Genomic DNA, 23689 nt, shown 5'->3' with positions numbered 1-23689 from the left:
ATAAATATAGAAGGGTGTTTACTATGTAATTATGTCCTTATGTCATTTTCTACGGAGGAATTGTATGGCCACTTATGCTGAGAGAAGAACGCTTACAATGCTAAATGCGTTGAAGAAAATTGATGAGTGCTCTAGGAATAAAGAGTTTAAGGCTAAACTTCAAGCTTATTGTAAATTTGTAGAAACACTACAACACCTCAATGCTAAATTTAAAGAGAGAGGTATAGGGTTATATCCAAAGCCGGGTACTTTTTTAAAAGGTGTTGAAGTTGGACACGATGATGCACTTGAATTAATTTTAAATCACATCGATAACTATAAGGAGGAGCTTGTTAAAATGATGGGGTTATCTTTTTTTCATACGAAACCTATTAGTATGATTGATAGTACTTTCTATGGTTATGGGAAAAGATTATACACATTTGAACACTTTATAGAAAAACTAAAAACTATAGTATGGGACAGGAATGGCTGTTATATAAAAGATTTTCCTGCTTTAGTAACAGAAAATCTTGCTTTATTAGGCTTATTGCCTAATAAAATTTTAAATGAGTTTAAAATTGATTTGCTACAACGTAAAAAAGAGAATGCCACGGATTGTCCTAAATTAATTGTGAAAAATAACATTAAAATAGAATTGTTATCTAAAAACATATAGTGCCACGCTACAGGGATTCTTCTCTGTATATGGAAGCTATATTTCTGGGGTGTCCTCTATTTTATATATGGTTCTTTAAAACCAGTCAAATTTAAATCGTTTAAAGTGAAAATACCTAAATGAGTATAGTAGATAAAAAGAGCTGATATCAGCTCTTTTTATCTAGTTATAATCTAAGTTATAAAGAGAATATATGGATAATTACATAAGTTAGGACGGGAACTAAACTAAAAATGGTTATAATAAAGTTGGATTCTTTATATCTTTTTATTCCTCTTTTTAGTTGACTTTTAGCTTCATCTCGAATGTTTTTCCAATTTCTAGGATCGTTGTGATTTAAAAAAATCGCATCAGAATATTTATATAACAACTTTAATGCTTCTTTGTTTGCCCCGTATTCGTCGACTACTTTAACATATCCACTATAAAAAGATAGTGAGAAGCTAAAGAAGAAGAATATAAGGAGAACCCCGAGAGGTATGTCATGATAGAATTTATCGATTATTACTAAAATCAAAGACAAAATCATAATAAGTGATAGTATATACGAGGTGTATTTAAACCGTAGATATTTTTTGATGTTCTCCTTGTTATTTATAACATGTCCAATCTCGTGTGCAGCAGTTACGATACTATTTGTGTTTTTACTATCTCCACGCAATATTACTCTTGATGTTCCTTTAATTTTAAAAATAGTTTCACTAGCTTTATTCGACACCTCTGTTTCTATAATACATTCTTTTTGATTAATTGACTTTTTTTTCAAAAGTTCTTCCGCGAATATTTTTCCGTTTGTTCCCATTAATTCACTCTTTTCTAACAAAATATTATCTATGCATTATTCATTATATACATTCACAGTTGGAAACTGAGTGAAAAAATCACTTTTTTATATATTTTTTCTTATATAGATTGGATTTTAACCTTTACATAGATATATAAATGAGAGTTAAAGACTGTTTGTTTTTGTAACAATTTGGAGTCATATTTGTTCCAATCTCACATAGACTTAGATTTCACCTTAGTATACTTAAGTTAACGTTTTTTAATTTCACCTAAGTATTTATTCACAGAATAAATACTTAGGTGAAATTTCTTGTTTATCAGCTGAGTAGTTTAATTCTGACAACACTTTAGTCTCAAACTCAATATTATTTGCCCTTTTTCTTAATTCTCTTAATGAATAATCAATCTCTCTTTTTCCAAATTCTCTGTATCAAAAATATGAAACTTTAGTTTTCCAACAACTATCCCCTATTTGTATAAATCTTAATTCGGGCTTTAAATTGTGTTCTAGTATTGATGATAACAATATGTAGTAGTGAAGTGGGATAAATGACCTTATAATATAACAATACCTAAAACCCACGAACCTTAAATGAAAGGAAACATTTCTGTTAGCATTCTATTTTAACATCTACCATTAAAAATCTTGTTCCTTCCACAACAATCCAACTTCTTTTTCTCGCTGCAAGACCTTCTCCAGATAACGTTCTGTTGTTTTACGGTCACTATGGCCAAGCTCCTTTTGAATTAAGAAAATATCGGCTCCTTGCTGCCTACTATAAATCGCATAAAAATGACGAAAGTAATGAGGCGTAATCCTATCATTCCGTTCTTTTCTAAAAGGTAATTCCGTTCGTTCAATGATACGCACAATATAATTACTTAGGTTTTTATATTGATAAAACCCTCCATCTTTAGTTGGAAATAATGGACCTTGATCACTTGAATTTAATGCTGTACTGACATGACGTCGTTCTCGAAAAGCAAGAATGCGTTCATGTAGCGATGGATGAAGTAACTTATCAAATTTCTTTCCACCCTTTCCTACTCCTCTTAGTCGATAATGACCACTTAAACTGTCTAGATATACATCTCCCCACGAAGCTTTAGCTATTTCCTGTATACGCAATCCTGTCATGGCCAACATCGTTAACAATCCATAATTAATGGGATGTTCTTTGTAGTAATCCAGGAGCTGTTTGACTTCATGGTAATACAAATCTCGATTTGGAATTTCTTGCTCAGATAGTGATGTGCTTAAGATTTCTTTGTGTAATGGATGCTGAATATACTTCGTTTCATGTAGCCATTTCATAAAACTTTTTAAAATCGTCATCTTAGCGTCTAAAGTTGCGGGTGAATAAGGTTTCCCCCCCTTACCTAAGAACGCGGTGCTTAAATACGCCTGATAGTTTCGAATATGCCAAGGACGTAGGTTTTTAAAAATAGTTTCTTCTATATAATAGTCAACATCTTGGCGCAAGAACGACTCACTTTTTACCGCATACTGATAAAACTGCAGCAGAATCCGTAGGTATTCGGTTTTTGTATTTTCTTTTCGTTCTCGGTCCTTTCGAATATGCTTTCGCTGATGGACATAATAGTACATCATTTCTTCATCCGTAAAATCACTGAACATATCTTCGCTTTTTCGCTGGTGATGCTCATTTCTTTCTTCTAAGGCATCATAATATTTATTATCTAGCATCAATGAAACAATTTCATTGAAACCTCCTTTTCTTTCCCTTACTTCTGTTCCTATGTGTACTAACGAGAAATCTTGCATAAAACCTCTCCTTTCGTAAAACATGTCTTCTTATTTATAGGTCTTCCTTGTGTTGAAATAGTTTCTTCTCTATCCGAGGATCAAGTTTCCAATTATATGTATACAAATAACAAATACCCTTAAAAACGTACTAATAGCGTTACTAACAAAATCTAAACTACTTATTATCTTAAATATATATTTAATGTTTTTATAATTAAATAACTACTTAAAGTTATTTATTATGTTTATTACTTATCAATTGTAACTTATTTAAAAGTAAAAGTGTAAACTTACTTTTTATAAAAATAGTTTACTGTTTATATGATTTGTAGAAAAATCTCCTATTTGTCATCACTTAGAGTAAATAATAAAACATAAATATTTATAAGTTAGTTATAACATTTACATATTGATTATAAAAACTTTTAAACTCTAACTATATGTATATATGATATAATTAATTATTAGATGAAGAAAAAAGAATAGGAGTGTATGTTATGATTGATAATCCTACTAAAATTATTACTATTGAAGATGTGATGGAGATGTTATCTATTTCATCAAAGAAAACGATTTATACATATATTCAGCAAGGAAAATTAAATCCTATTAATAAAGATGACTGGCATATCGAAGGACGCTATGAATTTGATATCGAAGATGTCGTTCGTTTGCAAGAAGAATTAAAGAAGCCTGGACTTACGACAAAAGAGGTAGCCCAGCAACTTGATATCTCGGTTACAACGGTCAATAAATATATTAAGCAAGAGCTGTTACCAGCATTCCAAGAAGAATATCGAGGAATTAATTGTTATTTTGTCAATGAAGAAGATTTAGAAGAATTTAAGCGTACACATGAAGTTGGGCGCAAACCGAGTAAGCGTCATTTCTATCATGCTGAACAAAATGTGGCTTTATTTCAGCTTTTTGTAAAAAAAGGTGAAGAAAAAGAGCAGTTTGCACGTATCATCTCGGTAGAAGATCCAATTATGGCTGTTACAGAGCAACATGAAGAGATAACAGTAGAAGAATTACTTGATCGAGGCTATGAAGCAGCCTATAAAATTGAATCAAAAAAACCGATTACGAAAGAAGGCTATGCAACATTTGCTTTTAAGCAAACAGCTTATGCAAAATCACAACTTTATAAGCTTATGGATTTATTTTATCAGTACCTAAGTCCAACTAACATGAGAATTACGCCACAAGAAGAGAAAGAACAATTTATAGTTGAAATCAAACCTGTACTGTTGACAGAATCAGCTCAAGAAATCATTGAATTATTAGAGTCGGTTCTTGTCTCAGGAAAGATTAATAAACGTAGCCGTGGCATTTATATTGATAGCGATTTGGAAGTGGTACGTGTAAAGCTATCAAGCGATTTGAAAGAAGAATTGCAACAAAAAGCGAAAGAGCTAGGTAAAAGAAATATTGAAGAATTGTTACTATATGCTGTACAAAAATTATAAAATACAGATAATCAATATAAGCTATTCGTATATGCTGAACTATCTATGTGAATAGCTTATATCTTAAGTGCGTAAAATACTTAAGAAGCCGTGAGGCATCATTGGATAAAGTCGAAAAGTAAAAACTACCTTCTTTCACAAGTTGGTAGTTTTTACTATATTCATTCATATATAATATATCTTTTCTCAAGTTAGGATGAGAGCCTTTATTGATATAGTTTACTTCGGAGTATTACCTTTATGGCTTATAGTTTACGTATTAGCTAATTTGTCACGATCTTCCGAAAGTGGTGGTTCCTCCAGCCAACCATTATTTATCATCATCTTTGCACCATCTTCTGCATATTTAGCAATTTCTGCAGCCAACCGGACATAATCGACAGATAGATCCTTTCTTATACTGGTTGCCATCGATGCGCCATATAGCCCTATACTGAGACCAATCAAAGCTGTTGTCATAAACATCATCATTTTATCGGAAAAAGGAGGGATTTTTGAATCGGTTATTTCGTTATCCCAAGTCATAGGTACTGGCAAGTCATCGTCTTTTAATACAGAACCAAATATCTCTGTATGTTTAGACGCAATTTCTTTTCCACGTACCATAAACCTTCCTACTTCCTTTGACTGAGCGACTTGACTAAATCCTATCATTACAGCTTTCCCCATAGCGTTCTTTTGTAAGTTTAAGAAAAGATTTGTAATTTCAATTGCTGATAAAGGTCTTTTGTGACCGAACCAACCAGACATAAACGTTTGATCCTCAACAAACCTTACTTCTTGAGGAGGGCTCAGGTACGGTGAACGGATGAATAACCCTTTTGACAATAATAAATTTTTAGTTAAACTATCAAATTCACTAAGTTCACGAATACACTCAGAAAAATATGTGTCTACATCCGATCGTACAGATGCTGCCTTCGCAACAGCGTAAAAATTAAGAGCCATGGCCCCCATACTAGAGCTGAAATATAACATGAAGCTATCCGAGAACAATTTTGGAGCAGCAGTATTTACGTCTTCTTTTACAACAAACCCTTGTGGTAAAGGAAATTTCTCTTTATGAAAAATAGTAGTTAATTTCTGTAAATGAATTTGTGTTAATTCTAAACCTTTATCTAGAATAGTTTGTACTTGGTTGTCTTCCACAACTTTCAAGAAATGGGTGAATAAACAGTGACACATGCTGCTATTCATGTAAGATGACCACAGTTGTGCAATTTCTGCAGCACTCAATTTAACATTATGTTCGGTTCCCATGTACTTATCTCCTTGCAAATATAATTTGCCTTTAGTATGTGAAATCACTCTGTAAGTATTCTTAAAACACTCCCTTTTACTTTTGTAGCAAAGAGGATTTAGTTAGAGGATACCTTTTCTTTATTTGAATCAAATTATATTTTATGGAGAAATTATAAAAAATCATTATCACTAAAAAATTACCTCTTTTGAGGAGAGACTACGCTTTCTTTTTCATATGTCGTGCAATAGATTCTACAGTTGAATTGCAATATTTTTCATAATAAAAACCAGCCTAAAGAGAATTTATATTCAATAATATAATTATTTTAGGCTGAAAAGGACCCTAGAAGATATGATTGGACTTGTTATTGCTATTATCGTATTTAACTTATTTGCATTTACCACAAATAAAAAATTAACAGGGAATCAGATTTTTCATATTTGGACATTTACTATTGCTTTTCAACATATGTTTGATGTTTTTATCGATTTAAAATATCACGCCTACTGGTATTTTACAAAACAAGCTGATTGGAAAGGAATCCTTGTCCATACTGTACTGCTTCCACCTGTCAACATGATTTTTCTTAATTGGTACCCTTTTAAAAGACCTATTAAGAAAAAAATTTGCTACTTTATCTTTTGGTTAGTAGGTATTTTACTTTATGAACTCCTTACATTACTTCCTGAACCCTGGGGGTACTTTCATTATGGCTGGTGGAATTTAGGTTACTCAGCTATTATTGATCCTTTTCTCCTCTTAATTATGCTAGGGTGCTATAAGTGGATACGTAAGCTTGAAAATAACCTATTAGAATGTAAGTAATAGGAAAACGCCACTTTAATATAAAAAAGAAAAACTCCTGAATTGTCAAGAGCTTTTCTTTTTTTAGCTTTGAAATGTAGAGTATTCTATTTAGACTTACAAGGATTATGGAATCTATTCATGACAGATACTTCAAACGACAGGTAATTACTTCCTCAACTAGTTATAAGTCATTAAAAGGTAATAACGTGTGGTACAATGAAAAGCAAACCTTCTTCCCTTTAAAAGGTAGACGGCTTATTTATACCTTATATATTATAACTATGAGGAGAAGTGCCTTGTGAAATTACTAAATGTCCAACGATTACAAACGGTTAAAGATAAAATTATTCAACAAAAAGAGGAACTTGCAGATAGGAAGAAACAAGACCTTGCGGAGTTCCATGATATTCATACAGAACTAACACCTTTTCGCCTTGATCTATTAACGATTTACGCCCAATCAATTATTTCAGATAAAGAGACGGCTGCTATTCTCATTAAAAATTGGGCGGGGAAAATGGCCAATGTACTAGTAGAACGTGACCTTCCTTTAAACCTTGCTTTAGAAGAAATTAGTTACTACCGGGACATCATTGGAGATATGATACTAGAAGAATTGGATAAGCAAGAGGTTTCCATTAAAGAGTTTTACTCTATTATCTCCCACTTTAATTCAATTATTGATTGTGCTACACAGTATATTAGTAAGACTTATCTTAACGATTATAAGCAAAACATTAGATATGCTCAGTATGCCATTGATGAGCTCTCTGTACCGATTGTTCGTATGACTGAAACAGTTGGTATTCTGCCTTTAGTAGGTGATTTGGATACAAAACGAGCTCAAATCTTGATAGAAAACGCATTAACAAAAAGTAGTGAATACCATTTAGCTTGGCTCATTATGGATTTATCTGCTGTTCCTATTATTGATACCATGGTAGCAGATCAATTATTTAAAGTTATAGATGGTTTGGGACTTATAGGGGTAAAAGTTGTGCTTAGTGGTATACGTTCAGAAATTGCTCAAACGATGGTAGGCCTAGGAATTAAAGTTGACCATGTTAAAACTTTTGCAAGCTTACATCAAGCTGTAGCTTACACAAATGCTCTCAATACAATAGCTTAAATAATATGAGCATAGATTAAAGTAAGCTTAAAGTAATACAAATAATACAACAATGAGTAAATCTATAGATTCTGTAATATAAGAGAACTATAAGTTTTTTTACCCATAAATATAATGAAAAAGAGCTTTTACGATAAAGCTCTTTTTTTGTTCATAAAAAGACACTACAAGTATATAAGTAATACCTACCATAGCTTAATTGCGTAATTTACTCCTTATCCAACTTAATATCAACAAACACAAAGGAAACAAAACGCCATACGTAATTGAATACGATATCCACGTAGAAGATATAAAATTACCTAGGTATGTGTTATTAGAAATAAAAAGAATGGAACAAACAAATATGAGCATACCAAGTGGAAACGTTAGAATCTTATATTCTTGGACCTTTAATATTTCAGATAAGGCTTGAGTTAATACAAAAAAGCAAATGGCTACTTTAAAAAACAAACTGATAAACCAAATAATAGCTATAACAACCTCAATATGATTAAAAAAGCTAAGTTGCAAAGTCTGCCCTAACATATAGCTTGGATAAAGCTGCATTTTCAAAACAGCAAAACCCGAAACAGCTAATGCAAATATAGAGATAACAATTAATAAAAAGAGGCCTGCCGTAACCCCTTCTATATAAGCTTGGGTAGCCTTTTCTTTCTTTGTTACATAGGGAAAAAGAAAAAGAAGAATAACCGTTTCTAGCGTATAGGATATGATTGAAAAATTCCCTTTTATGATTAGGTAGGTCCCTTTCTCAAACAAGGGTTGGAGATTCTCAAATGTAGCGTTAGATACGTTTGAAAAGATAAGCAAGAGGTACAGGCCTATAAACCATGGAAAAAGGATTTGAGCAGAACGTACGATGGTTTCTAGTCCTAACCTAACCCCGATAATAACAACTAGTAGGAAAGCGATAATAACATACTCAATGGGTGTTTCCGTGATAATAATCGTCACCATAAAAGATCCCATCTCATAAATCATTAAGAGAAGGTCAACAAATATATAAAATAAAAAAGAACCCCCAAGTATTTTTCCTAACCATTTGCCACTAACCCTTTCTAAAAACTCCATAAGGCTATTTGTTTTAAGCTGATTTCCCAGTTTAGCATACAAAAAGGCCAGTAACATCCCTTCACATAAGCTGAGTAATCCAACAATCCACATACTGTGACCTGCTTCTTTTATAATAAGCGCTGGGACATACAAAACGGCATCCCCTACGATAAATAGAATCGTAATAATAAAAAACTGTTTTGAACTAATATGAATGGTATTCATTTGATATGTATCACTCTTCATATGTGTTTGCACCTTCTAAGAATCTTTAAGGTAAAAGTTTATTTGGATAATGAAAGACTGTGGTTAAGCCATTTAAAATATTAGGAACCTGTATGTGTAGTACATCTAAACTGGATAGAATCAAGGAGAAGCACAAGAAAAGCAAGAAAATTAAACGCTCCTTCTTTGAACTGCCTGCTTTAAAAAGATGTTTCTCTGAAATTACGCCTATAGTTCCAAGTAATAAAACAGAAAGAACCATAATTTTTTCCTACCTTTTCTTTATTACGTGATGTAAATACGTTTCCATTCATCAACAAACAATATATTACGTTTATTTTTTCCTATAAACACAGATTTATACTGTTTACTAAAGGTAGAGTAAAGTAAGTAGCTTTATCTAATACCTTCTATTTAGTAATGCTCTTCTTTGTAAATTGAAGAGCATAAAAAGAGAAAAAACATCTTTTCTCCAAGGTGTTTTTTAGAAAGAAATAAATAAACTATGAAAAATTCACTTAAGTACCTGCTTTTCCTAATCGGTGGAGTTATTTAGGTTATCCTCTTACTATTTTCTATCTAAGCTAATCTTGCCCATCTCTATAGATACATTTCTATGCGTATAGCAAAGCAAAAAAAACTTATATAAATGACTGCCTATATTATGAATTGGCTCGTTCTTTGAATGAAAGTACTTTGCTATGAGCAAACTATCCAAGACACCGTGAGGTATCACATAAGTAATTCTACTATACTCCGTTTACAAGAACAGAAAAACCAACCTCTAGAGCTCACAGGTTGGTTCTTCCTATGCATTTGTAGTTACCATAACAGATGTTATCGGTAAAAGGTCAGTTATTTAATTTCTTTTTCTATAAATAAAGAAATTCTCCCTATATTGAAATTATTATTTCGTGTTATAATTATATGTGAAATAATAATTTCAATTTTTGATGGTACAGGGGGATTTTTTTATGAAAATTCAAGAAGAAACATTACTTTCTGAAAAGACTAAAAAGTCTGCGAGTTTATTTAACAAAGCATGCGAGGTAATTCCAGGAGGAGTTACAGCAAACATTAAATACTTTAATCCTCATCCATTAATGATGGAGAAAGGGAAAGGAAGTAAGCTTTTGGATGTGGATGGAAACGAATATATTGATTATCTCCTATGTTATGGTGCTCTCATCTTAGGTCATGGACATCAGCAAGTATTTGAGGCTGTAACGAAGCAAATGATGGAGTCAGGTACAACTATTTTCGGTACACCACATAAAATGGAAACGACGATGGCAGAAAAATTGGTTGAATTGTATCCTGGTATTGAAATGGTTCGCTATACAAATTCTGGATTAGAAGCTACACTTTTAGCTATTCGTACAGCAGTTGCCTATACAGGTAAAGAAAAAATTGCGAAATTTGAAGGTCACTATCATGGAGGATATGATCAAGTTTTAGTCAGTGTGAATCCTGATATAGATCAAGCAGGGGAGGCAACAACCCCTAAAGCAGTAGGAGAATCAAGAGGACTGCCAGACTATTATCTTGAAAATACTGTGATTCTTCCATTTAATGATCTAGAAGCAACAGAAAAGATCTTAAAAGCTCATGCTCATGAATTGGCAGGTGTAATTTTAGAACCTATCCAAGGTGGATTTATTCCAGCTGATCAAGATTTTATGACGGGTCTCCGCAAGATTACAGAGGAACTTAATATTGTGTTGATTTTTGATGAAGTAAAGACAGGTTTTAGAATTTCCCTTGGTGGAGCACAAAAAGTCTATGGAGTTAAACCAGATATTACTGCTTTAGGAAAAGTACTTGGCGGAGGTTTTCCTGTGGGAGCTATTGGTGGTAAAAAAGAAATTATGATGATTAGTTCTGCCAGGGATGGGCGCGATATTTTAACAGCTGGAGCAGAGAATAAGAATAAACAAGATCCTCTATACCATAGTGGAACATACAATGGTCATCCAACTATACTTGCGGCAGGTTTAGCTACAATTAATGTATTGGAGCAGAAAGGTACAATGGACCAATTATTTGCAAATACTCGATTGTTAAGGGATCAATTAGAAGAAATATATAAATCCCACGGGTTGACTATGCAAACAGTTGGTATGGGTAGTATTTTTAATATTATTCTTGGTGAAGGTAATATCAAAAATTATCGCGATATGAATAAAGCAGATACAAAACTACGCGAAAAAATTGATTATGAGTTATTAAAACTAGGTGTTTATACAAAACCTCTTAATCGTTATTCTATGTCTGTTGTTCATACAAAAGAAGATATTCAGCGTACAGTAGCAGCACATGACCAAGCAATTCAGCGTGTAATCACTAAATAAAGTATCAATTTACTAAGAGCTATAACGACTATGCACATGCATAATTTGTTATAGCTCTTATTTTTATTACATGCTTCAATGTAATATGTGAATGTTTTCGGAAAAGAATAGACTAATTGTTATTGGTGATATTTTCAAAATCTTAAAGGTATAAACTAGAGGGGTATTCTAAAACTGATCAATTTTTTGAAGGGCATTTTAGTTTATAATGATGGATATATAATTGAAAATAATTTTTTATTACACATAACTTGATTAGAATGAAGGAGATTATTAAATGAAGAATGTTTATAAACATATTGCAGAACAGATGCCTACTATGAGTAAATCAAATTTGAGGATAGCTAAATACATTTTAGAAAATCCTAATACAGTTCCTTTTTTAACGGGGGATAAGTTAGCCAAGATTACAGGGGTTAGTCCTGCGACTGTTGTACGTTTTGCTACTTTTTTAGGATGTTCCGGTTATCCAGAACTTCAACAATATATGCAAAGTTCTGCCCAACGACAGTTGACAACAACTGAGAGGTTAAAAATATCCAAAGAAGTATATAAAGATCAGGATCAAAGCGTATACGATATCTTTTTAGACGATATTTCAAACATTAGATCCACTTTAGATGGACTAGATATTGAGGTTTTTAAAAATGCGGTAGAGAGCCTACTTAAAGCTAAAAGGGTATATATTGTGGCAAATAGAAGTGCTACAGCTTTAGGTGTATTTTTACAGTACTATTTGCAATTTCTTTTAGAACAAGTCGAGCTTATTCATTCAATTGAGAATGTATCAGAACGTATATATGATTTAAATGAAGATGATGTAGTAATTGGAATCAGTTTTGCAAGATATACGGAAAGTACAATAAAAGTTTTTTCGTATGCAAAAGAAAAAGAAGCAACAACTGTTGCAATAACAGATAATCTATTATCGCCTCTAATACCTTATGCAGATATCCCATTAACAGCATCTAGTCAAATGCCGACTTTTATTGATTCATTCGTAGCTCCACTTAGTCTCATAAATGCACTAATTATATCTGTAGGAAAAGAAAAAGAAGAAAATTTCCAAGATAAACTAGAGTCCCTTGAACAACTATGGGATAAATTTAATATTTTTCATAAAATTTAATTGAGCACTCACAGGAAAAACTATTGATCGCTGATAAGTCAGTAGTTTTTTTCTGTTTTTAAGCTATATACGATATACACCTTTAGTTAACATAATATTTTTTTGAATTCATAAAAAAGAATCCATTAGTTTTAAAAAAACAAAGAAGAAGTATTATAGGATTTATCTTCAATTAATAAAATGATTAACCTATAATACAATGTAAGAATTGTAGATACAGAACTATTTTAATCGAGGGGCGATAATAAGATGGAAAACTTTTATTTGTTCGTGATTACATGCATATTTCTAATTATTTTACCTGGTCCAGATACTGCTATCATGACAAAAAACACTCTTACTGGTGGCAAACAGGGAGGGTTTAAGACAATGCTTGGGATTTGTTGTGCGCTATCTATTCACACACTAACTGCTATTGCAGGACTTTCGGCAATTATTGCGAAATCAGCTCTGTTATTTTCTATCTTTAAATATATTGGTGCGGTGTACTTAATTTATTTAGGTATCAAGTCATTATGGACATTAAGAAATCAAGAAACAACTGAAACGGTTGTCGAAAGTAAGTATAAGAATAAGTCTTCTTTTAAACAAGGTTTCCTTACCAATCTACTAAATCCAAAAATAGCTGTTTTTTTCTTAACCTTTCTACCACAGTTTGTGAATCCTGAAAGACATACTTTTATGCCATTTCTTATACTTGGGATAACTTATATTGTATTAACTGTCGTGTGGTATTTATTTTATATCTATTTACTTAACCAGATTAGTGCGTTTATGAAGAAGCCTAAGACACAAAAGGTTATTGAGGGAATAACAGGTACTATATTAATAGGATTTGGTATAAAACTCGCTCTGGAAAAAGCTCGTACATAAATAGTTCTAATTTCAACTATTAGTAGAGGATATAAAGTGTGTGCTCTACACACCTCTAATTAACATAATATGATTTATTAGGAGGTCAACTTTTTTCTTCCTATTTACAAAAAGAGGTTCCCTTATATTTTAGAGGAGCACCTTAGTTCTAGAAACCATTCATAATTAATTATAGATTATAAGTTTCACTTTAAAAAATAGCTGTTTTATTCGTTTTCCTATTGTGCATAATAACTCCAAAAAAAATTAAATAATTGTAAAATAAAAAAGCTTTACGAAATCTTTCGCAAAGCTTTTGTCATCCTCTATGTTATCGGATTACTCTTTTTATTTCTTCTATATTTAACCCAGTAAACTTTGCAATGTCGTCTAAAGGCATACCATTCTCATGCATGCTGCGAATCAATCGAATTTTCCCTTCTTCTAATCCTTCTTCACGGGCATGTGCTAATTTAGCTTGCTCATCAAGTAATAGTTTTTCACGCGCTTCGTATGCGCTTCGGAAAGAAGAATCGTGACTCATATTTTCCCATTTATCCATCGCTTTTTGTAAAATTGGATCTTGATTCATCGCAATCTCCTCCAACGTTTGAGTTAAATGTTCATCTTCATGAGCTGGTAACAATAATATCCAACGAACGAATGCATTTTCCCACGGGTTAACCTTTTCTTGCCTCCATTGTTTCACAAGCTTTGGAATTTCCACAAAATGAATTTCAATATCATCACTTAAAACACGTTGCTTTGTTGTGTCCCACAGCTGCCCTGTCGTTTGAAATTCTTCATCTGAAGAGAATAAAATAAAATCCAACAAATTAATGGTGATGGTTTTTCGTAAGGCGCGGTAAGGCATCCCCTCTTGCATTTGGGACGTATATAATTTACTCCAATAATATAAAGAGCGTTTAACCATATCATGCGTATTACGAAGTTGGATTTCTATATTCACTTGTGTTCCGTTGTTCAATGTAGCTAATAAATCTAGAATAGATAACTTGTCATCTTCGTAAGCCTTGTGAAGATGTGGGTCTTCCAATTGAAGAGATGTAATAGGTGCTTCTAGAGACTTTTCTAAAACAGCGTTTAAAAAGCCTGCTAAGATATCCTCGCTGCCTTTTGTACCAAATAATTGTTTAAAAGCAAAATCAATTCGTAAATTTACTAATTTTGTGGACATGAATTTCTCTTCCTATCTTTCTTATTTCTTACTCTTATTTTATAAGATAGAAGGATGTGTTTGCAAATGTTGAAAAGAAAACTAACCTGTTTTCATGATTATCACACTAAAAGTTATTTTGGATTGATATAATCTCAAAGGTTGCTATGGTATTCATGATAAACAAGGTACAGCGTTAACCCTGGCTTACCCATGAACGTTAATAGAAAGCAACGTTCATGGTCGCTTTTTATTAAACCCTTTATTACATATCTTTCTAAAACAATTTTTTCTTCTCAAACTAACCGTGCAGGATAACATAATAAATTTGTTGTATAAATACGTAGTAAGTGTTATGACCAAATCGAACTTACGTTCTTCAACTTGATTAGCTATAATTTATTGAAATCTAAATAAAATTTTAAAAGAGGTGTTTTTCATGGTTTTAGGAATTTATCCTTATTTAATTATGAACGGTAATGGGCAAGAAGCTGTCAAATTTTACGAGAAGGCACTGGATGCAAAAGTTATTGGTGTTCAAACTTTCGGAGAAATGCCCAGCAATCCAGAATTCCCCACTCCTATAGAAGCAGTAGATCGTGTAATGAATGCACATTTAAAAGTTGGTAATACGGATTTAATGCTTTCTGATACATTCCCAGGTCAACCATACCAAATTGGATCACAAGTGACGGTAGCTATTACTATAGACAGCGTAGAAAAATCAAAAGAAGTATTCCAAAAACTACAAGAAGGTGGGCAAATAGAAATGCCACTTCAAGAAACTTTTTGGAGTCCATCATATGGCCAATTAACAGACAAATTCGGTATTACTTGGCAAATTTCAACACAAATTGATAGATGAAAATTTAATTGTTCAACTAGATCAAATATTTTATTGGACTAAAGGGTACATTAATTCAATAAAGTATATCTAAATACAGTCAATTTTACTTTATAGAAAAACCACTAGAATTGGGGTGCAGTTCAATTCTAGTGGTTTCCTGTTTAAAAATCGTTATATTCTTCTAAGTCGTCATCGTCTAATGAGCCAGATATATTTGCTAAATCTGCAATCTTTCCTTCTTTGAGTTGGGGAACCTCTGAAGGCTCTTCTTCTTTGAAGGAATCGTTTCCTACAAAACCTGTTGTTTTTGCTAATGTTTTTAAATCAGCTAATTCACTCTTAATATGTTCAAGCATTTCGTAGGTTTTTGTGTCTTCCATTGCTTTGCTTTCAGTAGATGAATCTTCTAGATCACGAAGAATTAAAGATGAAATATAATCCCCTAACTTACGCGATTTAGCATATGTAGCTAGTTGATTATAAACTTCATCACTCAATCGATTTGTCTTAATCGTAAACGCATTTTGACGCTCTGACATTCCTATCACCTACGTTGTTAGGATTTAACGGCTTTCTTCTCTGCTGCTTGCTTCTTTTGAACGTAACCAATACTACGAATCTCTAAGCCAAATAAATTTAAATGGCGGCTATCTTGTGGAACCTTATGATACTTCTCTGTACGTTCTTCTCCAATTTTTTCACGCATACTATTCATGATAGGGACTTCTAAAGTAGGAGCTACCCCACCGCAGTATACATACTTACGCAGTTTATTTGCTGGTGGTGGTGCGACATCATTTAATTTAGCCAATAAGATTTCCACATAGTCTCGTAGTGAAGATTTGATTATGCTTGTTAAATCAATAGATTCACCTGTATTCTCGTTTTTCAATACAAACTTTTGCTTGCTGTAGTTATCAAGAATAAATTGATCAAAGGCACGTAAGTCTGTAAATAATTCTAAGAACTTCTCTTTGCGCAATTTATCAATATGGGCTAAATACGGAATGCCTTCAATGCTCTGGAACGATTCACGGCTATTCGCAGCTTTCAGCCCTTCCGGTAGAATAACGACATCAATAGATCCGCCACCAATGTCTACCATCACTGTTTCACATTCTGCATACTCATTTGCATCTTCACGATTTTCAAGGGTTAAGTCTTTTTTTAACGCAAAACGTGCGCTTTCTCCCTCTTTCAAGCACGCACTTTCTTCTACTACTACCTTTAACGTATTTTCAAAACCAGGCGTGTGCACGGTAAACGTATGGTCGCCTAAGAAGCGATTAGCCATAGCTTTTTGAGCCGCCCCAAATGTGCTCTCTTTCTTAAGGAGCCAGATTGGTAACATCGTAGAAAAATAGTCAATTTCAATTGTGTTGTCCTTTTTATCTTTCGCATGTAAAGCATGGTAGTACGCAATTGCAGCTAAAAAGGTGATGTATGGAATATGACTTGTAATTTTATTATGTAATTTATTAATGTGATTGTTAGCAAGCAATTGACTTGCGGCAATGTCACCTACTAAGAAATAACGCTCTTTCTCTTCACCCTTAATGGTTGTAGAAAGTAAAATACGCTTCTTAAATTCTTCTGGAGCCGTAACAGCATCTGTAAAAAAAGAATCTGCAGCTTCTTTTTGAAGTTCAACTACATTCGTTGGGAAATCAAATAGATACCCATCCATAATGTTCATATCAACAGAGTTCCCGCAATCTTTATTAAAACGTGAAATTTTCATTCTTAAACACCTCATTTTTTAAGTTGAACTTATATTCAACTTATTGTACTTGATGTAGGATAAATATTCAATATGTGGGAGCAACTTAATTATCTACAAAACCTTACATCTATCAACAATATTTAGATTTAATACCTTATGTACCTTATTTTATAGCTTCAACTTAAAAAGAGCCCGCATCAAAAAATGATGCAGGCTCTCCTCTCTTACAACAAAATAATTATCATGTTCATTTGCCCTTGTGAGGCCCTTTCGTTACGTATATCGATTCATAACGAGAGTACCGTTCGTTAAATCACAATACCTACTTTTCAATTCGGGTAATACATTTGTTGAAGTCGCCGTTACGTCTTTCAAAACCGAACCAGTCCCTTCATCAAGTTAAGTATTTAACCTTTTACAGTAGCCTATAAAATTCTTACATTGACTCTGTACTATTTGTTTACCACCTATATATACTCTAAAACATCTTTTTTACTTTCTATTTTACAGCCTCTTTTAGTTCTTTCCCTCTTTTTATTACAAATTGGTCAACTTCACGACTTTTTAAAAATAATTTCTTACCTTATGAATAAATCATTCTTTTTTTACACATCTTAACGATACAAACTGTAAAGGAGTTGTATAAAATGGCAAACAATAAAAATAACAACACAAATGAACTATTGGTATATGGTGCTCAACAAGCAATCGACCAAATGAAATATGAAATCGCTAGTGAATTTGGAGTAAACCTTGGTCCTGATACAACTGCACGTGCAAACGGATCAGTAGGTGGCGAGATTACAAAACGTCTTGTACAAATGGCGGAACAACAACTTGGTGGTAGTAACATCCGATAATGTAATCGTTCTAGCTAAACGTGTATGTAAGGAAGAAATGGGTTTCCATTTCTTCTTTTTTTATTGTTATGTATTTGCCTATACTTCCATCTAAAAAGAACATACGTTTGACCTTTTCTCAAAATATATGATATATTCTTAATCGACATACCCTATAAAAAGAGATGAGGTAGTTACATATGAAAAAAGCTGAATTCATTGAGGCAGTTGCTTCAAAGTCAGAGTTAACAAAACAAGATGCAAAAAAAGCTGTAGACGCGTTATTTGAAACGATTTCTACAACGCTTGCAAAAGGCGAAAAAGTTCAACTAGTAGGACTGGGAACATTCGAAGTACGTGAACGTTCACAGCGTACAGGACGTAATCCTCAAACTGGAGAAGAAATGACAATCGCAGCAACAAAGGTTCCAGGTTTCAAAGCAGGAAAAGAGTTTAAAGAAGCTGTTAAATAAAGAGCATTTATATAAAGCCTCCAGAAATCCATTCTGGAGGCTTTACATGATGTCTATCTTGATCTCATTAAATGGCGTAACAGAGAGGTAGATCCACGGGAAGATCAACTTGTGCGATGGTTATTATTACTTGAAGCATCCGAAGATGAAGAAATCACTCAGGTATTGGAGGAGATTGCGATGCAAGAAGATCAAGTATTAAAGAAAGCGATGGAAGAGTGGGAACGTGTTAGCCAAGATCCAGAAGTGCTACTAGCATATGAAGCACGAAGAAAAGCATTATTAGATGAAAAGTCAGCTTTAAAACGAGCTGAGAAACTTGGAGAAGAAAAAGGAAAACAAATAGGTGAAGAAATAGGCGAAAAGAAAGGTATCCTAAAGGTGGCCTTAAGTATGATTCAAAAGGGTTTAGATACCCAAACAATCGCTGAATTTACACACCTTACACCAGAAGAAATTGATAAATTACGTCACCAATAATCATAATTAAAAAAGGGACTGCCTAACAAATTAATTTGTTAGGCAGTCCCTTTTTTAACTTCCTTATTATCAGTACATCTAATTTAAAGTTTTTTGTAATTGAGTTAGCTTATCTTTATTATGCAGCGTACTAAATGTTATTGCGTACTATAGTAGGAAAATATAAGTCTTATATTTTTTATTAAATTGAAGACCTTTTCTTATATATCCCCTTTTAAGTTGCACTAGCATTTTTCTTTTTTTTCACAGGTAATCCGTACTTGTTGGAGTTTTCTTTTATTTTTTTTGCGATTTCTTGTGCTTCTTCTTTCGTCATTTTCATACAAAAGACTCCTCTCATGTTCTACTATTATAAGTTTTTTCCACTATCTCAAAAAAATATACATGCTCCTCCCTCCCCTGCCATATACATGTTTTAGGTATGTACAAAAAGTCATTGTCCTAGAGATAATTTTAGATTTTAGGAGTGATTATGTGAGAGTAGAAGAGAAGAAAAGAAAAATTCGAAGTGACAAAAAACGAGATGTAAAACCATCACTTCCAATTGATCTTAAAGAATGTGTTTATCGATTGTCTTATATTACAAATACACCTGTAAAAAATGTAATTGAATCAATTTGTATATCAGGCCTTGCTTCTTCAAAAGTAATGGACTACCTATCAAATTATTTTAGAAGAGGATTTAGCTTTGGCAGCACTGTATATATGGGAGATATGTCCAAAGAGCCAATTAGACATCTATACAAGAATATTGAGAAGGAGCGTGTCTCTACGCGCTTAAAAGATGGACATGGAGAAACGTATGATATTCTAAAACGCTTAGCTTATGCTTTAGATTGCTCTCCAGCATTAGCAGCATCTTTCTTAATTGAAGCGAGTATAAGGAACTCTGATTTTGTTGATGAATACATGACTCGGCATTTAGAAGAAGAATTGGATCAGGGAAGAGTAAAGGAGTTAAAAGAGGTGTTAAAATTCATCAATAAAAATAACCCTTATAAAGAAGAGTACAGTTTACACAATTTAATTTCTTATATTATGGATGAATTAAAAGTAGGAGCAACTAGCTTAGGGTCTTCTGTACAAAACTGGTTAGAAAGTATACAGAATAAAAAATAGGTCGACTTAAAAAACCTTTGAATTTACGATTCAAAGGTTTTTTGCTTGTCTTTTATTTCGTTAAATAAAATTTTTGCGCCTAACGGACTGATAACCATGTTATTTGCATACCTACGGTTCTCAGGTGTTACCTCACCCGTAACCACACATTTATCATATTCTTTATATTTTTTTATTTCTATATGATCATCTTCCAATAAAATTTCTACAGAATCGTCTTTACCTATATTCAGTTCTTTTCTTAGTTCAATGGGAATTACTATACGACCCACTGCATCTATCTTTCTCAACGTACTTAGTCCCTTCATGCTGACTCTCCTTTTATATGCTCATAAGTACAACTTTCATATTATACTATAAATGTATAAATTGACCAATGATAAATTTACAAACTAGGAGAATACATTTTTAGAACTTTGTCTTAGGTTGCTCTTGTACGTAAGTACACGTACGCGCATGCTCACGTGAAAAGAAATGGTCTTGTTTATGATAAACTTTCACTCCACAAGAGGGACAAGCAAAGAAACCCACTTTAGGACCTTGAGTCACTTCGTGTGCATAAAACTCACCAGCTGTTTGAAACATCACTACATGGTTCGCTTTCTCAATCTTTGCTCTCATAAATTCATCCCCCACCTTATTTTGAGTTTATTACCATAATAAGGGTTAAAGGGGGGATTGTAAAAGAAAATGTATAGGTGCACACCTATATCTACAGAAAAAGGCAGCATTCTCATGCCATTCACGCATAAGAATGCTGCTTCTTCTCCATCTATTTCTTTTAATAGAAGGTAAATCACGGGAAGAATATAAAAAAAGACTCCCGTACAGCAGTCCTTTTTGTGATTACTTTCAATTATGTATGCTTAAATGAGGTGTTCCTTAAAGATCATATAATGCATTAAAAGCTAGTTTTTTCTTCTTCACATAACGGGATGCATAATCGTTTGCATCTCGTTTTTTTACATATATGCGCGGTATATTTTTTTATTTGTATGCAAAGATTCAATTAAGGTGAAATTGATTTGTTTCATTTGCTCTTCTGTTAAAAAGAGGTTGACGTACTTCTAGTTGTTTGTGAATGACATGATTTTGCATCTCAATCCCTGTGATTTTGTAGGCGTATCAGCAAATGGTTGAGTCTATCTGTATCTTTTTTAAAACACTTAAAAATACGAAGCATTACATGATAATTTTCTCCACCTCTAGAGGCTACCAGTTGATGTTCTTTCAATTCTTTCTCCACTTCATGTTCAAGCACTGCCACAACATCTAATTCATCTACCTCGTTTAATGCAACTCTGCAAGCAAGTAATGCGATGCAATAGTGATAACCAATGCTATCGTAGGCACGAAAGCAACTGTCGCCAAGCAACTTCAGCTCGTACGGTTGTATAGTATTAATCACAACTTCTGTTATCTCTTTAGAATCAGCAAATGGTGCCATACGTAAACAATGTTTGCGATTGAGTGGGGTAGTAGCAAATGATTTTATTTTTCGTATCAATTTCTTTAACAGCTCTTGATTTTCATTGCTTAGAGAGCTTTTTTTAGTTTCTAATATATCAACTATGTGTTCCATACTCATACTCCTTATAGCTCTTTATGATTAGATACTCTTCTTCATCCCACACTGGCGACATTCACGTAAGAAAACGCCACCTTTTACGGAACTTTTGAAGTAAGCTGAATTGCAATTATCACATCGGCCACTAATTTTATCCGGAAATGCAGCATAGTCATACACTTTATCAAAATCGATTTCTTGCTCCTTTATTTCTTCCAGGTTGATCACTCTTTTCTATTTGGCTTTTATTAGACTACCACAATTAGACCTATGTAAGAGGTGTATGTTAAAATTACTCTGGTTTTTCCACTAGTTGCATCTGAAAAATTTGTGTTTCTTGAATACCTGCTCTTTGGAGTTCCTCTTTAAATGATTCACCTTCTTTTAATTTAATGATTCTCTTTGAACCGTCACGTAACGTGTAGACTCTAAAATTGTACATGAATGTACCTCCACCCAAATAAATGATTCTTGTACACGATTTCTTTAGGAACTACGCAAAGCGAACATCGATGAGCTCGCTTAACCTCATTTTATTCTTCAACTCAAATACGTCATCAATGAAAATAAATAAATCCCCCAGAGAATCAACAAACTGAATGAATCCTGTTTCTGTTATGCATTGTCCTTTCTTATAATAGGTAAGGTGCACTTGTTTATTTGTATGTAAGGCTTCAATTAAAGTGAAATTCATCTGTTCCATTAAAACTGGTTGAGTTACTTCTGCTTGCTTATTTATCATTTCCTTTAATCCTATGTATTGCTCTGGCATAGTGGCGAATGGACGCCATTTTTTCATTTTATCAATACATGCTTTTAAAAAAGCTTTTGTTTTAATGGTTTTTATCAATGTAGCTATGTCTATATCGATAATCGTTTTTTGTAATCCTTACTCCATTAAAGCACCAGATTGTTGAAAATCTTACGATTACTATTTCTTACTGAACTAAAGCACCTTTTACTTTAGGTACAACCTTTCACAACCTAAAATCCTTCTTCATTTAAACGTAGTTTTCTCTCATTCGGTTTATATCTACTCTGGGTGGAAAGCCAAACATTCGGGAATATTCTCGACTGAATTGCGATTGACTTTCGTATCCCACCTTGAATGCGACATGAGCTATATCTGTTGACTCTGCTAATAACAAGCGCCTCGCTTCCTGCAATCTCAGTTGTTTTTGAAACTGAATGGGACTCATTGCCGTTACCTCTTTAAAATGTCGGTGTAGCGATGAAACACTCATATTCGCTATTTCAGCAAGCTCTTCAATACGAAAAGACTCTTCATAATTATTGATGATATGATCTATAACCTCTCTTATTCTAGAGGCATTGCTACCTTCTAATGCCATTTGTTCAAGCGCTTCGCCATGTGGACCTTGCAAAATCCAATAAAGAATTTCTTTTTTAAATAATGGAGCAAGAACAGGGATATGTTTTGGAGTGTCTAGCAAAGATGCTAACCTTACTACTGCGTCCAACAAAGATGGCTCTATTTTGCTAACATACATAGCTCGTTTTGCGTTCTTTCCCTGCCCAGTTTTAATATCTGTGCTATTTAAAACCTCTAAAACCTGGCTAGAGGTAAATTCAAGTTTGAAGGCTAAATATGGGGACTCGGCTGAGGCTTTGATGACTTGACCTGTAACTGGTAAGTCAACTGATGCCACAATATAATGACCAGGACCGTATAAAAAGCGTTCCTCTCCCAATAATACCTCCTTCTCTCCTTGGAGGATAATGCAAAAAGATGGCTCGTTAACTCTAGAAATGGGTTCAGTAATAATGGATTCACGGATGAGAAATAAAGATGGAATAATGGTAGGGTGAACACCGTCCTGCTTCGAAAGGCGTTCAATGAGTTTAGCAAGTTCATGTTGCTGTTTATAGGGTTTGTTAGACATAACTTATTCTCCTTTTCTTTATTTTCGGTTCATTATACCTGATAGTTATAGATTTAGTAAGGGAGTTTGAGAGGATTAGGCAAGAAC

Annotated in this window: 26 protein-coding genes; 12 read left to right on the top strand and 14 right to left on the bottom strand. The window is 33.2% G+C overall.

Going from position 1 to position 23689, the window contains the following annotated elements; genetic code table 11:
• Positions 1-64 precede the first annotated feature (64 nt).
• Complete coding sequence (locus CEQ83_RS26390; RefSeq protein WP_155017632.1) at positions 65-658, top strand: hypothetical protein; 594 nt, start codon at positions 65-67, stop codon at positions 656-658.
• Positions 659-836: 178 nt separating this feature from the next.
• Here CEQ83_RS26390 and CEQ83_RS26385 read toward each other — a convergent pair whose 3' ends face one another.
• The gene (locus CEQ83_RS26385; protein WP_155017631.1) at positions 837-1460 is read right to left on the bottom strand and encodes a zinc metallopeptidase; all 624 of its coding nucleotides are present in this window, start codon (positions 1458-1460) and stop codon (positions 837-839) included.
• A gap of 621 nt (positions 1461-2081) precedes the next feature.
• Positions 2082-3230, bottom strand: a complete 1149-nt coding sequence (locus CEQ83_RS26380; RefSeq protein WP_155017630.1) for a tyrosine-type recombinase/integrase — start codon at positions 3228-3230, stop codon at positions 2082-2084.
• 479 nt (positions 3231-3709) lie between these two features.
• On the opposite strand from CEQ83_RS26380, the gene CEQ83_RS26375 reads away from it, so the two are divergent.
• Entirely contained in the window at positions 3710-4681 is a 972-nt protein-coding gene (locus CEQ83_RS26375; protein ID WP_155017629.1) for a helix-turn-helix domain-containing protein, read from the top strand.
• A 252-nt stretch (positions 4682-4933) separates the two neighbouring features.
• On the opposite strand, the gene CEQ83_RS26370 is transcribed toward CEQ83_RS26375, so the two are convergent.
• Positions 4934-5941, bottom strand: a complete 1008-nt coding sequence (locus CEQ83_RS26370; protein ID WP_108674965.1) for a DUF3231 family protein — start codon at positions 5939-5941, stop codon at positions 4934-4936.
• A gap of 334 nt (positions 5942-6275) precedes the next feature.
• On the opposite strand from CEQ83_RS26370, the gene CEQ83_RS26365 reads away from it, so the two are divergent.
• Both CEQ83_RS26365 and CEQ83_RS26360 read left to right on the top strand, forming a co-directional pair.
• Positions 6276-6749: a hypothetical protein gene (locus CEQ83_RS26365; RefSeq protein ID WP_108674964.1), complete on the top strand. Its 474-nt coding sequence runs from the start codon at positions 6276-6278 to the stop codon at positions 6747-6749.
• A gap of 280 nt (positions 6750-7029) precedes the next feature.
• The gene (locus CEQ83_RS26360; RefSeq protein ID WP_108674963.1) at positions 7030-7860 is read left to right on the top strand and encodes an STAS domain-containing protein; all 831 of its coding nucleotides are present in this window, start codon (positions 7030-7032) and stop codon (positions 7858-7860) included.
• 195 nt (positions 7861-8055) lie between these two features.
• Here the strand turns inward: CEQ83_RS26360 and CEQ83_RS26355 are convergent, their stop codons facing one another.
• Entirely contained in the window at positions 8056-9141 is a 1086-nt protein-coding gene (locus tag CEQ83_RS26355) for a GerAB/ArcD/ProY family transporter (RefSeq protein ID WP_228123074.1), read from the bottom strand.
• A 974-nt stretch (positions 9142-10115) separates the two neighbouring features.
• Between CEQ83_RS26355 and CEQ83_RS26350 the strand changes: the two genes are divergently transcribed.
• The 3 genes from CEQ83_RS26350 (at position 10116) to CEQ83_RS26340 (ending at position 13494) form a co-directional block, all read left to right on the top strand.
• Positions 10116-11492 (top strand): aspartate aminotransferase family protein, encoded by a 1377-nt coding sequence (locus CEQ83_RS26350; RefSeq protein ID WP_155017627.1) that lies wholly within the window; start codon positions 10116-10118, stop codon positions 11490-11492.
• 277 nt (positions 11493-11769) lie between these two features.
• Complete coding sequence (locus tag CEQ83_RS26345) at positions 11770-12621, top strand: MurR/RpiR family transcriptional regulator (RefSeq protein ID WP_155017626.1); 852 nt, start codon at positions 11770-11772, stop codon at positions 12619-12621.
• A gap of 249 nt (positions 12622-12870) precedes the next feature.
• Entirely contained in the window at positions 12871-13494 is a 624-nt protein-coding gene (locus CEQ83_RS26340) for a LysE family translocator (protein ID WP_155017625.1), read from the top strand.
• A 310-nt stretch (positions 13495-13804) separates the two neighbouring features.
• Here the strand turns inward: CEQ83_RS26340 and CEQ83_RS26335 are convergent, their stop codons facing one another.
• On the bottom strand, positions 13805-14671 hold the full coding sequence (locus CEQ83_RS26335) for an Rpn family recombination-promoting nuclease/putative transposase (RefSeq protein WP_108674958.1): 867 nt from the start codon (positions 14669-14671) through the stop codon (positions 13805-13807).
• Between the two features lie 418 nt (positions 14672-15089).
• Between CEQ83_RS26335 and CEQ83_RS26330 the strand changes: the two genes are divergently transcribed.
• Positions 15090-15515, top strand: coding sequence for a VOC family protein (locus tag CEQ83_RS26330; RefSeq protein ID WP_155017624.1), 426 nt, complete (start codon positions 15090-15092; stop codon positions 15513-15515).
• 143 nt (positions 15516-15658) lie between these two features.
• Here CEQ83_RS26330 and CEQ83_RS26325 read toward each other — a convergent pair whose 3' ends face one another.
• Both CEQ83_RS26325 and CEQ83_RS26320 read right to left on the bottom strand, forming a co-directional pair.
• On the bottom strand, positions 15659-16036 hold the full coding sequence (locus CEQ83_RS26325; RefSeq protein WP_155017623.1) for a hypothetical protein: 378 nt from the start codon (positions 16034-16036) through the stop codon (positions 15659-15661).
• A 17-nt stretch (positions 16037-16053) separates the two neighbouring features.
• Complete coding sequence (locus CEQ83_RS26320; RefSeq protein ID WP_155017622.1) at positions 16054-17238, bottom strand: Alp7A family actin-like protein; 1185 nt, start codon at positions 17236-17238, stop codon at positions 16054-16056.
• Positions 17239-17867: 629 nt separating this feature from the next.
• Between CEQ83_RS26320 and CEQ83_RS26315 the strand changes: the two genes are divergently transcribed.
• The 4 genes from CEQ83_RS26315 to CEQ83_RS26300 all read left to right on the top strand — a co-directional run bounded on the left by CEQ83_RS26315 (position 17868) and on the right by CEQ83_RS26300 (position 20131).
• The gene (locus CEQ83_RS26315) at positions 17868-18080 is read left to right on the top strand and encodes an alpha/beta-type small acid-soluble spore protein (protein WP_108674954.1); all 213 of its coding nucleotides are present in this window, start codon (positions 17868-17870) and stop codon (positions 18078-18080) included.
• Between the two features lie 179 nt (positions 18081-18259).
• Positions 18260-18532 carry an HU family DNA-binding protein gene (locus CEQ83_RS26310; RefSeq protein ID WP_155017621.1) on the top strand — a complete coding sequence of 91 codons (273 nt, stop codon included), beginning with the start codon at positions 18260-18262 and terminating at the stop codon, positions 18530-18532.
• A gap of 30 nt (positions 18533-18562) precedes the next feature.
• Positions 18563-19012, top strand: coding sequence for an Rpn family recombination-promoting nuclease/putative transposase (locus CEQ83_RS26305; protein WP_228123073.1), 450 nt, complete (start codon positions 18563-18565; stop codon positions 19010-19012).
• A 474-nt stretch (positions 19013-19486) separates the two neighbouring features.
• Positions 19487-20131 (top strand): hypothetical protein, encoded by a 645-nt coding sequence (locus tag CEQ83_RS26300; RefSeq protein WP_071277272.1) that lies wholly within the window; start codon positions 19487-19489, stop codon positions 20129-20131.
• A 23-nt stretch (positions 20132-20154) separates the two neighbouring features.
• On the opposite strand, the gene CEQ83_RS26295 is transcribed toward CEQ83_RS26300, so the two are convergent.
• The 7 genes from CEQ83_RS26295 to CEQ83_RS26275 form a co-directional block, all read right to left on the bottom strand.
• The gene (locus tag CEQ83_RS26295; protein ID WP_155017619.1) at positions 20155-20439 is read right to left on the bottom strand and encodes an AbrB/MazE/SpoVT family DNA-binding domain-containing protein; all 285 of its coding nucleotides are present in this window, start codon (positions 20437-20439) and stop codon (positions 20155-20157) included.
• 100 nt (positions 20440-20539) lie between these two features.
• Positions 20540-20752: a hypothetical protein gene (locus CEQ83_RS26290; RefSeq protein ID WP_155017618.1), complete on the bottom strand. Its 213-nt coding sequence runs from the start codon at positions 20750-20752 to the stop codon at positions 20540-20542.
• Between the two features lie 478 nt (positions 20753-21230).
• Positions 21231-21713 carry a hypothetical protein gene (locus tag CEQ83_RS26285; protein WP_155017617.1) on the bottom strand — a complete coding sequence of 161 codons (483 nt, stop codon included), beginning with the start codon at positions 21711-21713 and terminating at the stop codon, positions 21231-21233.
• Between the two features lie 27 nt (positions 21714-21740).
• The gene (locus tag CEQ83_RS27765; protein WP_322745148.1) at positions 21741-21926 is read right to left on the bottom strand and encodes a DUF8096 family protein; all 186 of its coding nucleotides are present in this window, start codon (positions 21924-21926) and stop codon (positions 21741-21743) included.
• A 64-nt stretch (positions 21927-21990) separates the two neighbouring features.
• On the bottom strand, positions 21991-22140 hold the full coding sequence (locus tag CEQ83_RS27300) for a hypothetical protein (RefSeq protein ID WP_170960180.1): 150 nt from the start codon (positions 22138-22140) through the stop codon (positions 21991-21993).
• Between the two features lie 51 nt (positions 22141-22191).
• Positions 22192-22497 carry a YolD-like family protein gene (locus CEQ83_RS26280; protein ID WP_155017616.1) on the bottom strand — a complete coding sequence of 102 codons (306 nt, stop codon included), beginning with the start codon at positions 22495-22497 and terminating at the stop codon, positions 22192-22194.
• Positions 22498-22699: 202 nt separating this feature from the next.
• The gene (locus tag CEQ83_RS26275) at positions 22700-23602 is read right to left on the bottom strand and encodes an AraC family transcriptional regulator (protein ID WP_155017615.1); all 903 of its coding nucleotides are present in this window, start codon (positions 23600-23602) and stop codon (positions 22700-22702) included.
• Positions 23603-23689 lie beyond the last annotated feature (87 nt).

The sequence above is a fragment of the Priestia megaterium genome (assembly GCF_009497655.1).
GTDB lineage: Bacteria > Bacillota > Bacilli > Bacillales > Bacillaceae_H > Priestia > Priestia zanthoxyli.
The sequence above is the reverse complement of the archived record's forward strand: the minus strand, read 5'-3'. Positions and strand labels throughout refer to the sequence as shown.

Coding starts and splice junctions, on each gene's coding strand:
- CEQ83_RS26365 (WP_108674964.1), top strand. CDS start 6,276: ATGATTGGACTTGTTATTGCTATTATCGTATTTAACTTATTTGCATTT.
- CEQ83_RS26285 (WP_155017617.1), bottom strand. CDS start 21,713: ATGGAACACATAGTTGATATATTAGAAACTAAAAAAAGCTCTCTAAGC.
- CEQ83_RS26345 (WP_155017626.1), top strand. CDS start 11,770: ATGAAGAATGTTTATAAACATATTGCAGAACAGATGCCTACTATGAGT.
- CEQ83_RS26370 (WP_108674965.1), bottom strand. CDS start 5,941: ATGGGAACCGAACATAATGTTAAATTGAGTGCTGCAGAAATTGCACAA.
- CEQ83_RS26320 (WP_155017622.1), bottom strand. CDS start 17,238: ATGAAAATTTCACGTTTTAATAAAGATTGCGGGAACTCTGTTGATATG.
- CEQ83_RS26290 (WP_155017618.1), bottom strand. CDS start 20,752: ATGAGAGCAAAGATTGAGAAAGCGAACCATGTAGTGATGTTTCAAACA.
- CEQ83_RS26310 (WP_155017621.1), top strand. CDS start 18,260: ATGAAAAAAGCTGAATTCATTGAGGCAGTTGCTTCAAAGTCAGAGTTA.
- CEQ83_RS26330 (WP_155017624.1), top strand. CDS start 15,090: ATGGTTTTAGGAATTTATCCTTATTTAATTATGAACGGTAATGGGCAA.
- CEQ83_RS26295 (WP_155017619.1), bottom strand. CDS start 20,439: ATGAAGGGACTAAGTACGTTGAGAAAGATAGATGCAGTGGGTCGTATA.
- CEQ83_RS26340 (WP_155017625.1), top strand. CDS start 12,871: ATGGAAAACTTTTATTTGTTCGTGATTACATGCATATTTCTAATTATT.
- CEQ83_RS26375 (WP_155017629.1), top strand. CDS start 3,710: ATGATTGATAATCCTACTAAAATTATTACTATTGAAGATGTGATGGAG.
- CEQ83_RS26350 (WP_155017627.1), top strand. CDS start 10,116: ATGAAAATTCAAGAAGAAACATTACTTTCTGAAAAGACTAAAAAGTCT.
- CEQ83_RS26335 (WP_108674958.1), bottom strand. CDS start 14,671: ATGTCCACAAAATTAGTAAATTTACGAATTGATTTTGCTTTTAAACAA.
- CEQ83_RS26380 (WP_155017630.1), bottom strand. CDS start 3,230: ATGCAAGATTTCTCGTTAGTACACATAGGAACAGAAGTAAGGGAAAGA.
- CEQ83_RS26390 (WP_155017632.1), top strand. CDS start 65: ATGGCCACTTATGCTGAGAGAAGAACGCTTACAATGCTAAATGCGTTG.
- CEQ83_RS26280 (WP_155017616.1), bottom strand. CDS start 22,497: ATGAAAAAATGGCGTCCATTCGCCACTATGCCAGAGCAATACATAGGA.
- CEQ83_RS26275 (WP_155017615.1), bottom strand. CDS start 23,602: ATGTCTAACAAACCCTATAAACAGCAACATGAACTTGCTAAACTCATT.
- CEQ83_RS26325 (WP_155017623.1), bottom strand. CDS start 16,036: ATGTCAGAGCGTCAAAATGCGTTTACGATTAAGACAAATCGATTGAGT.
- CEQ83_RS26315 (WP_108674954.1), top strand. CDS start 17,868: ATGGCAAACAATAAAAATAACAACACAAATGAACTATTGGTATATGGT.
- CEQ83_RS27300 (WP_170960180.1), bottom strand. CDS start 22,140: ATGTACAATTTTAGAGTCTACACGTTACGTGACGGTTCAAAGAGAATC.
- CEQ83_RS26355 (WP_228123074.1), bottom strand. CDS start 9,141: ATGAATACCATTCATATTAGTTCAAAACAGTTTTTTATTATTACGATT.
- CEQ83_RS26385 (WP_155017631.1), bottom strand. CDS start 1,460: ATGGGAACAAACGGAAAAATATTCGCGGAAGAACTTTTGAAAAAAAAG.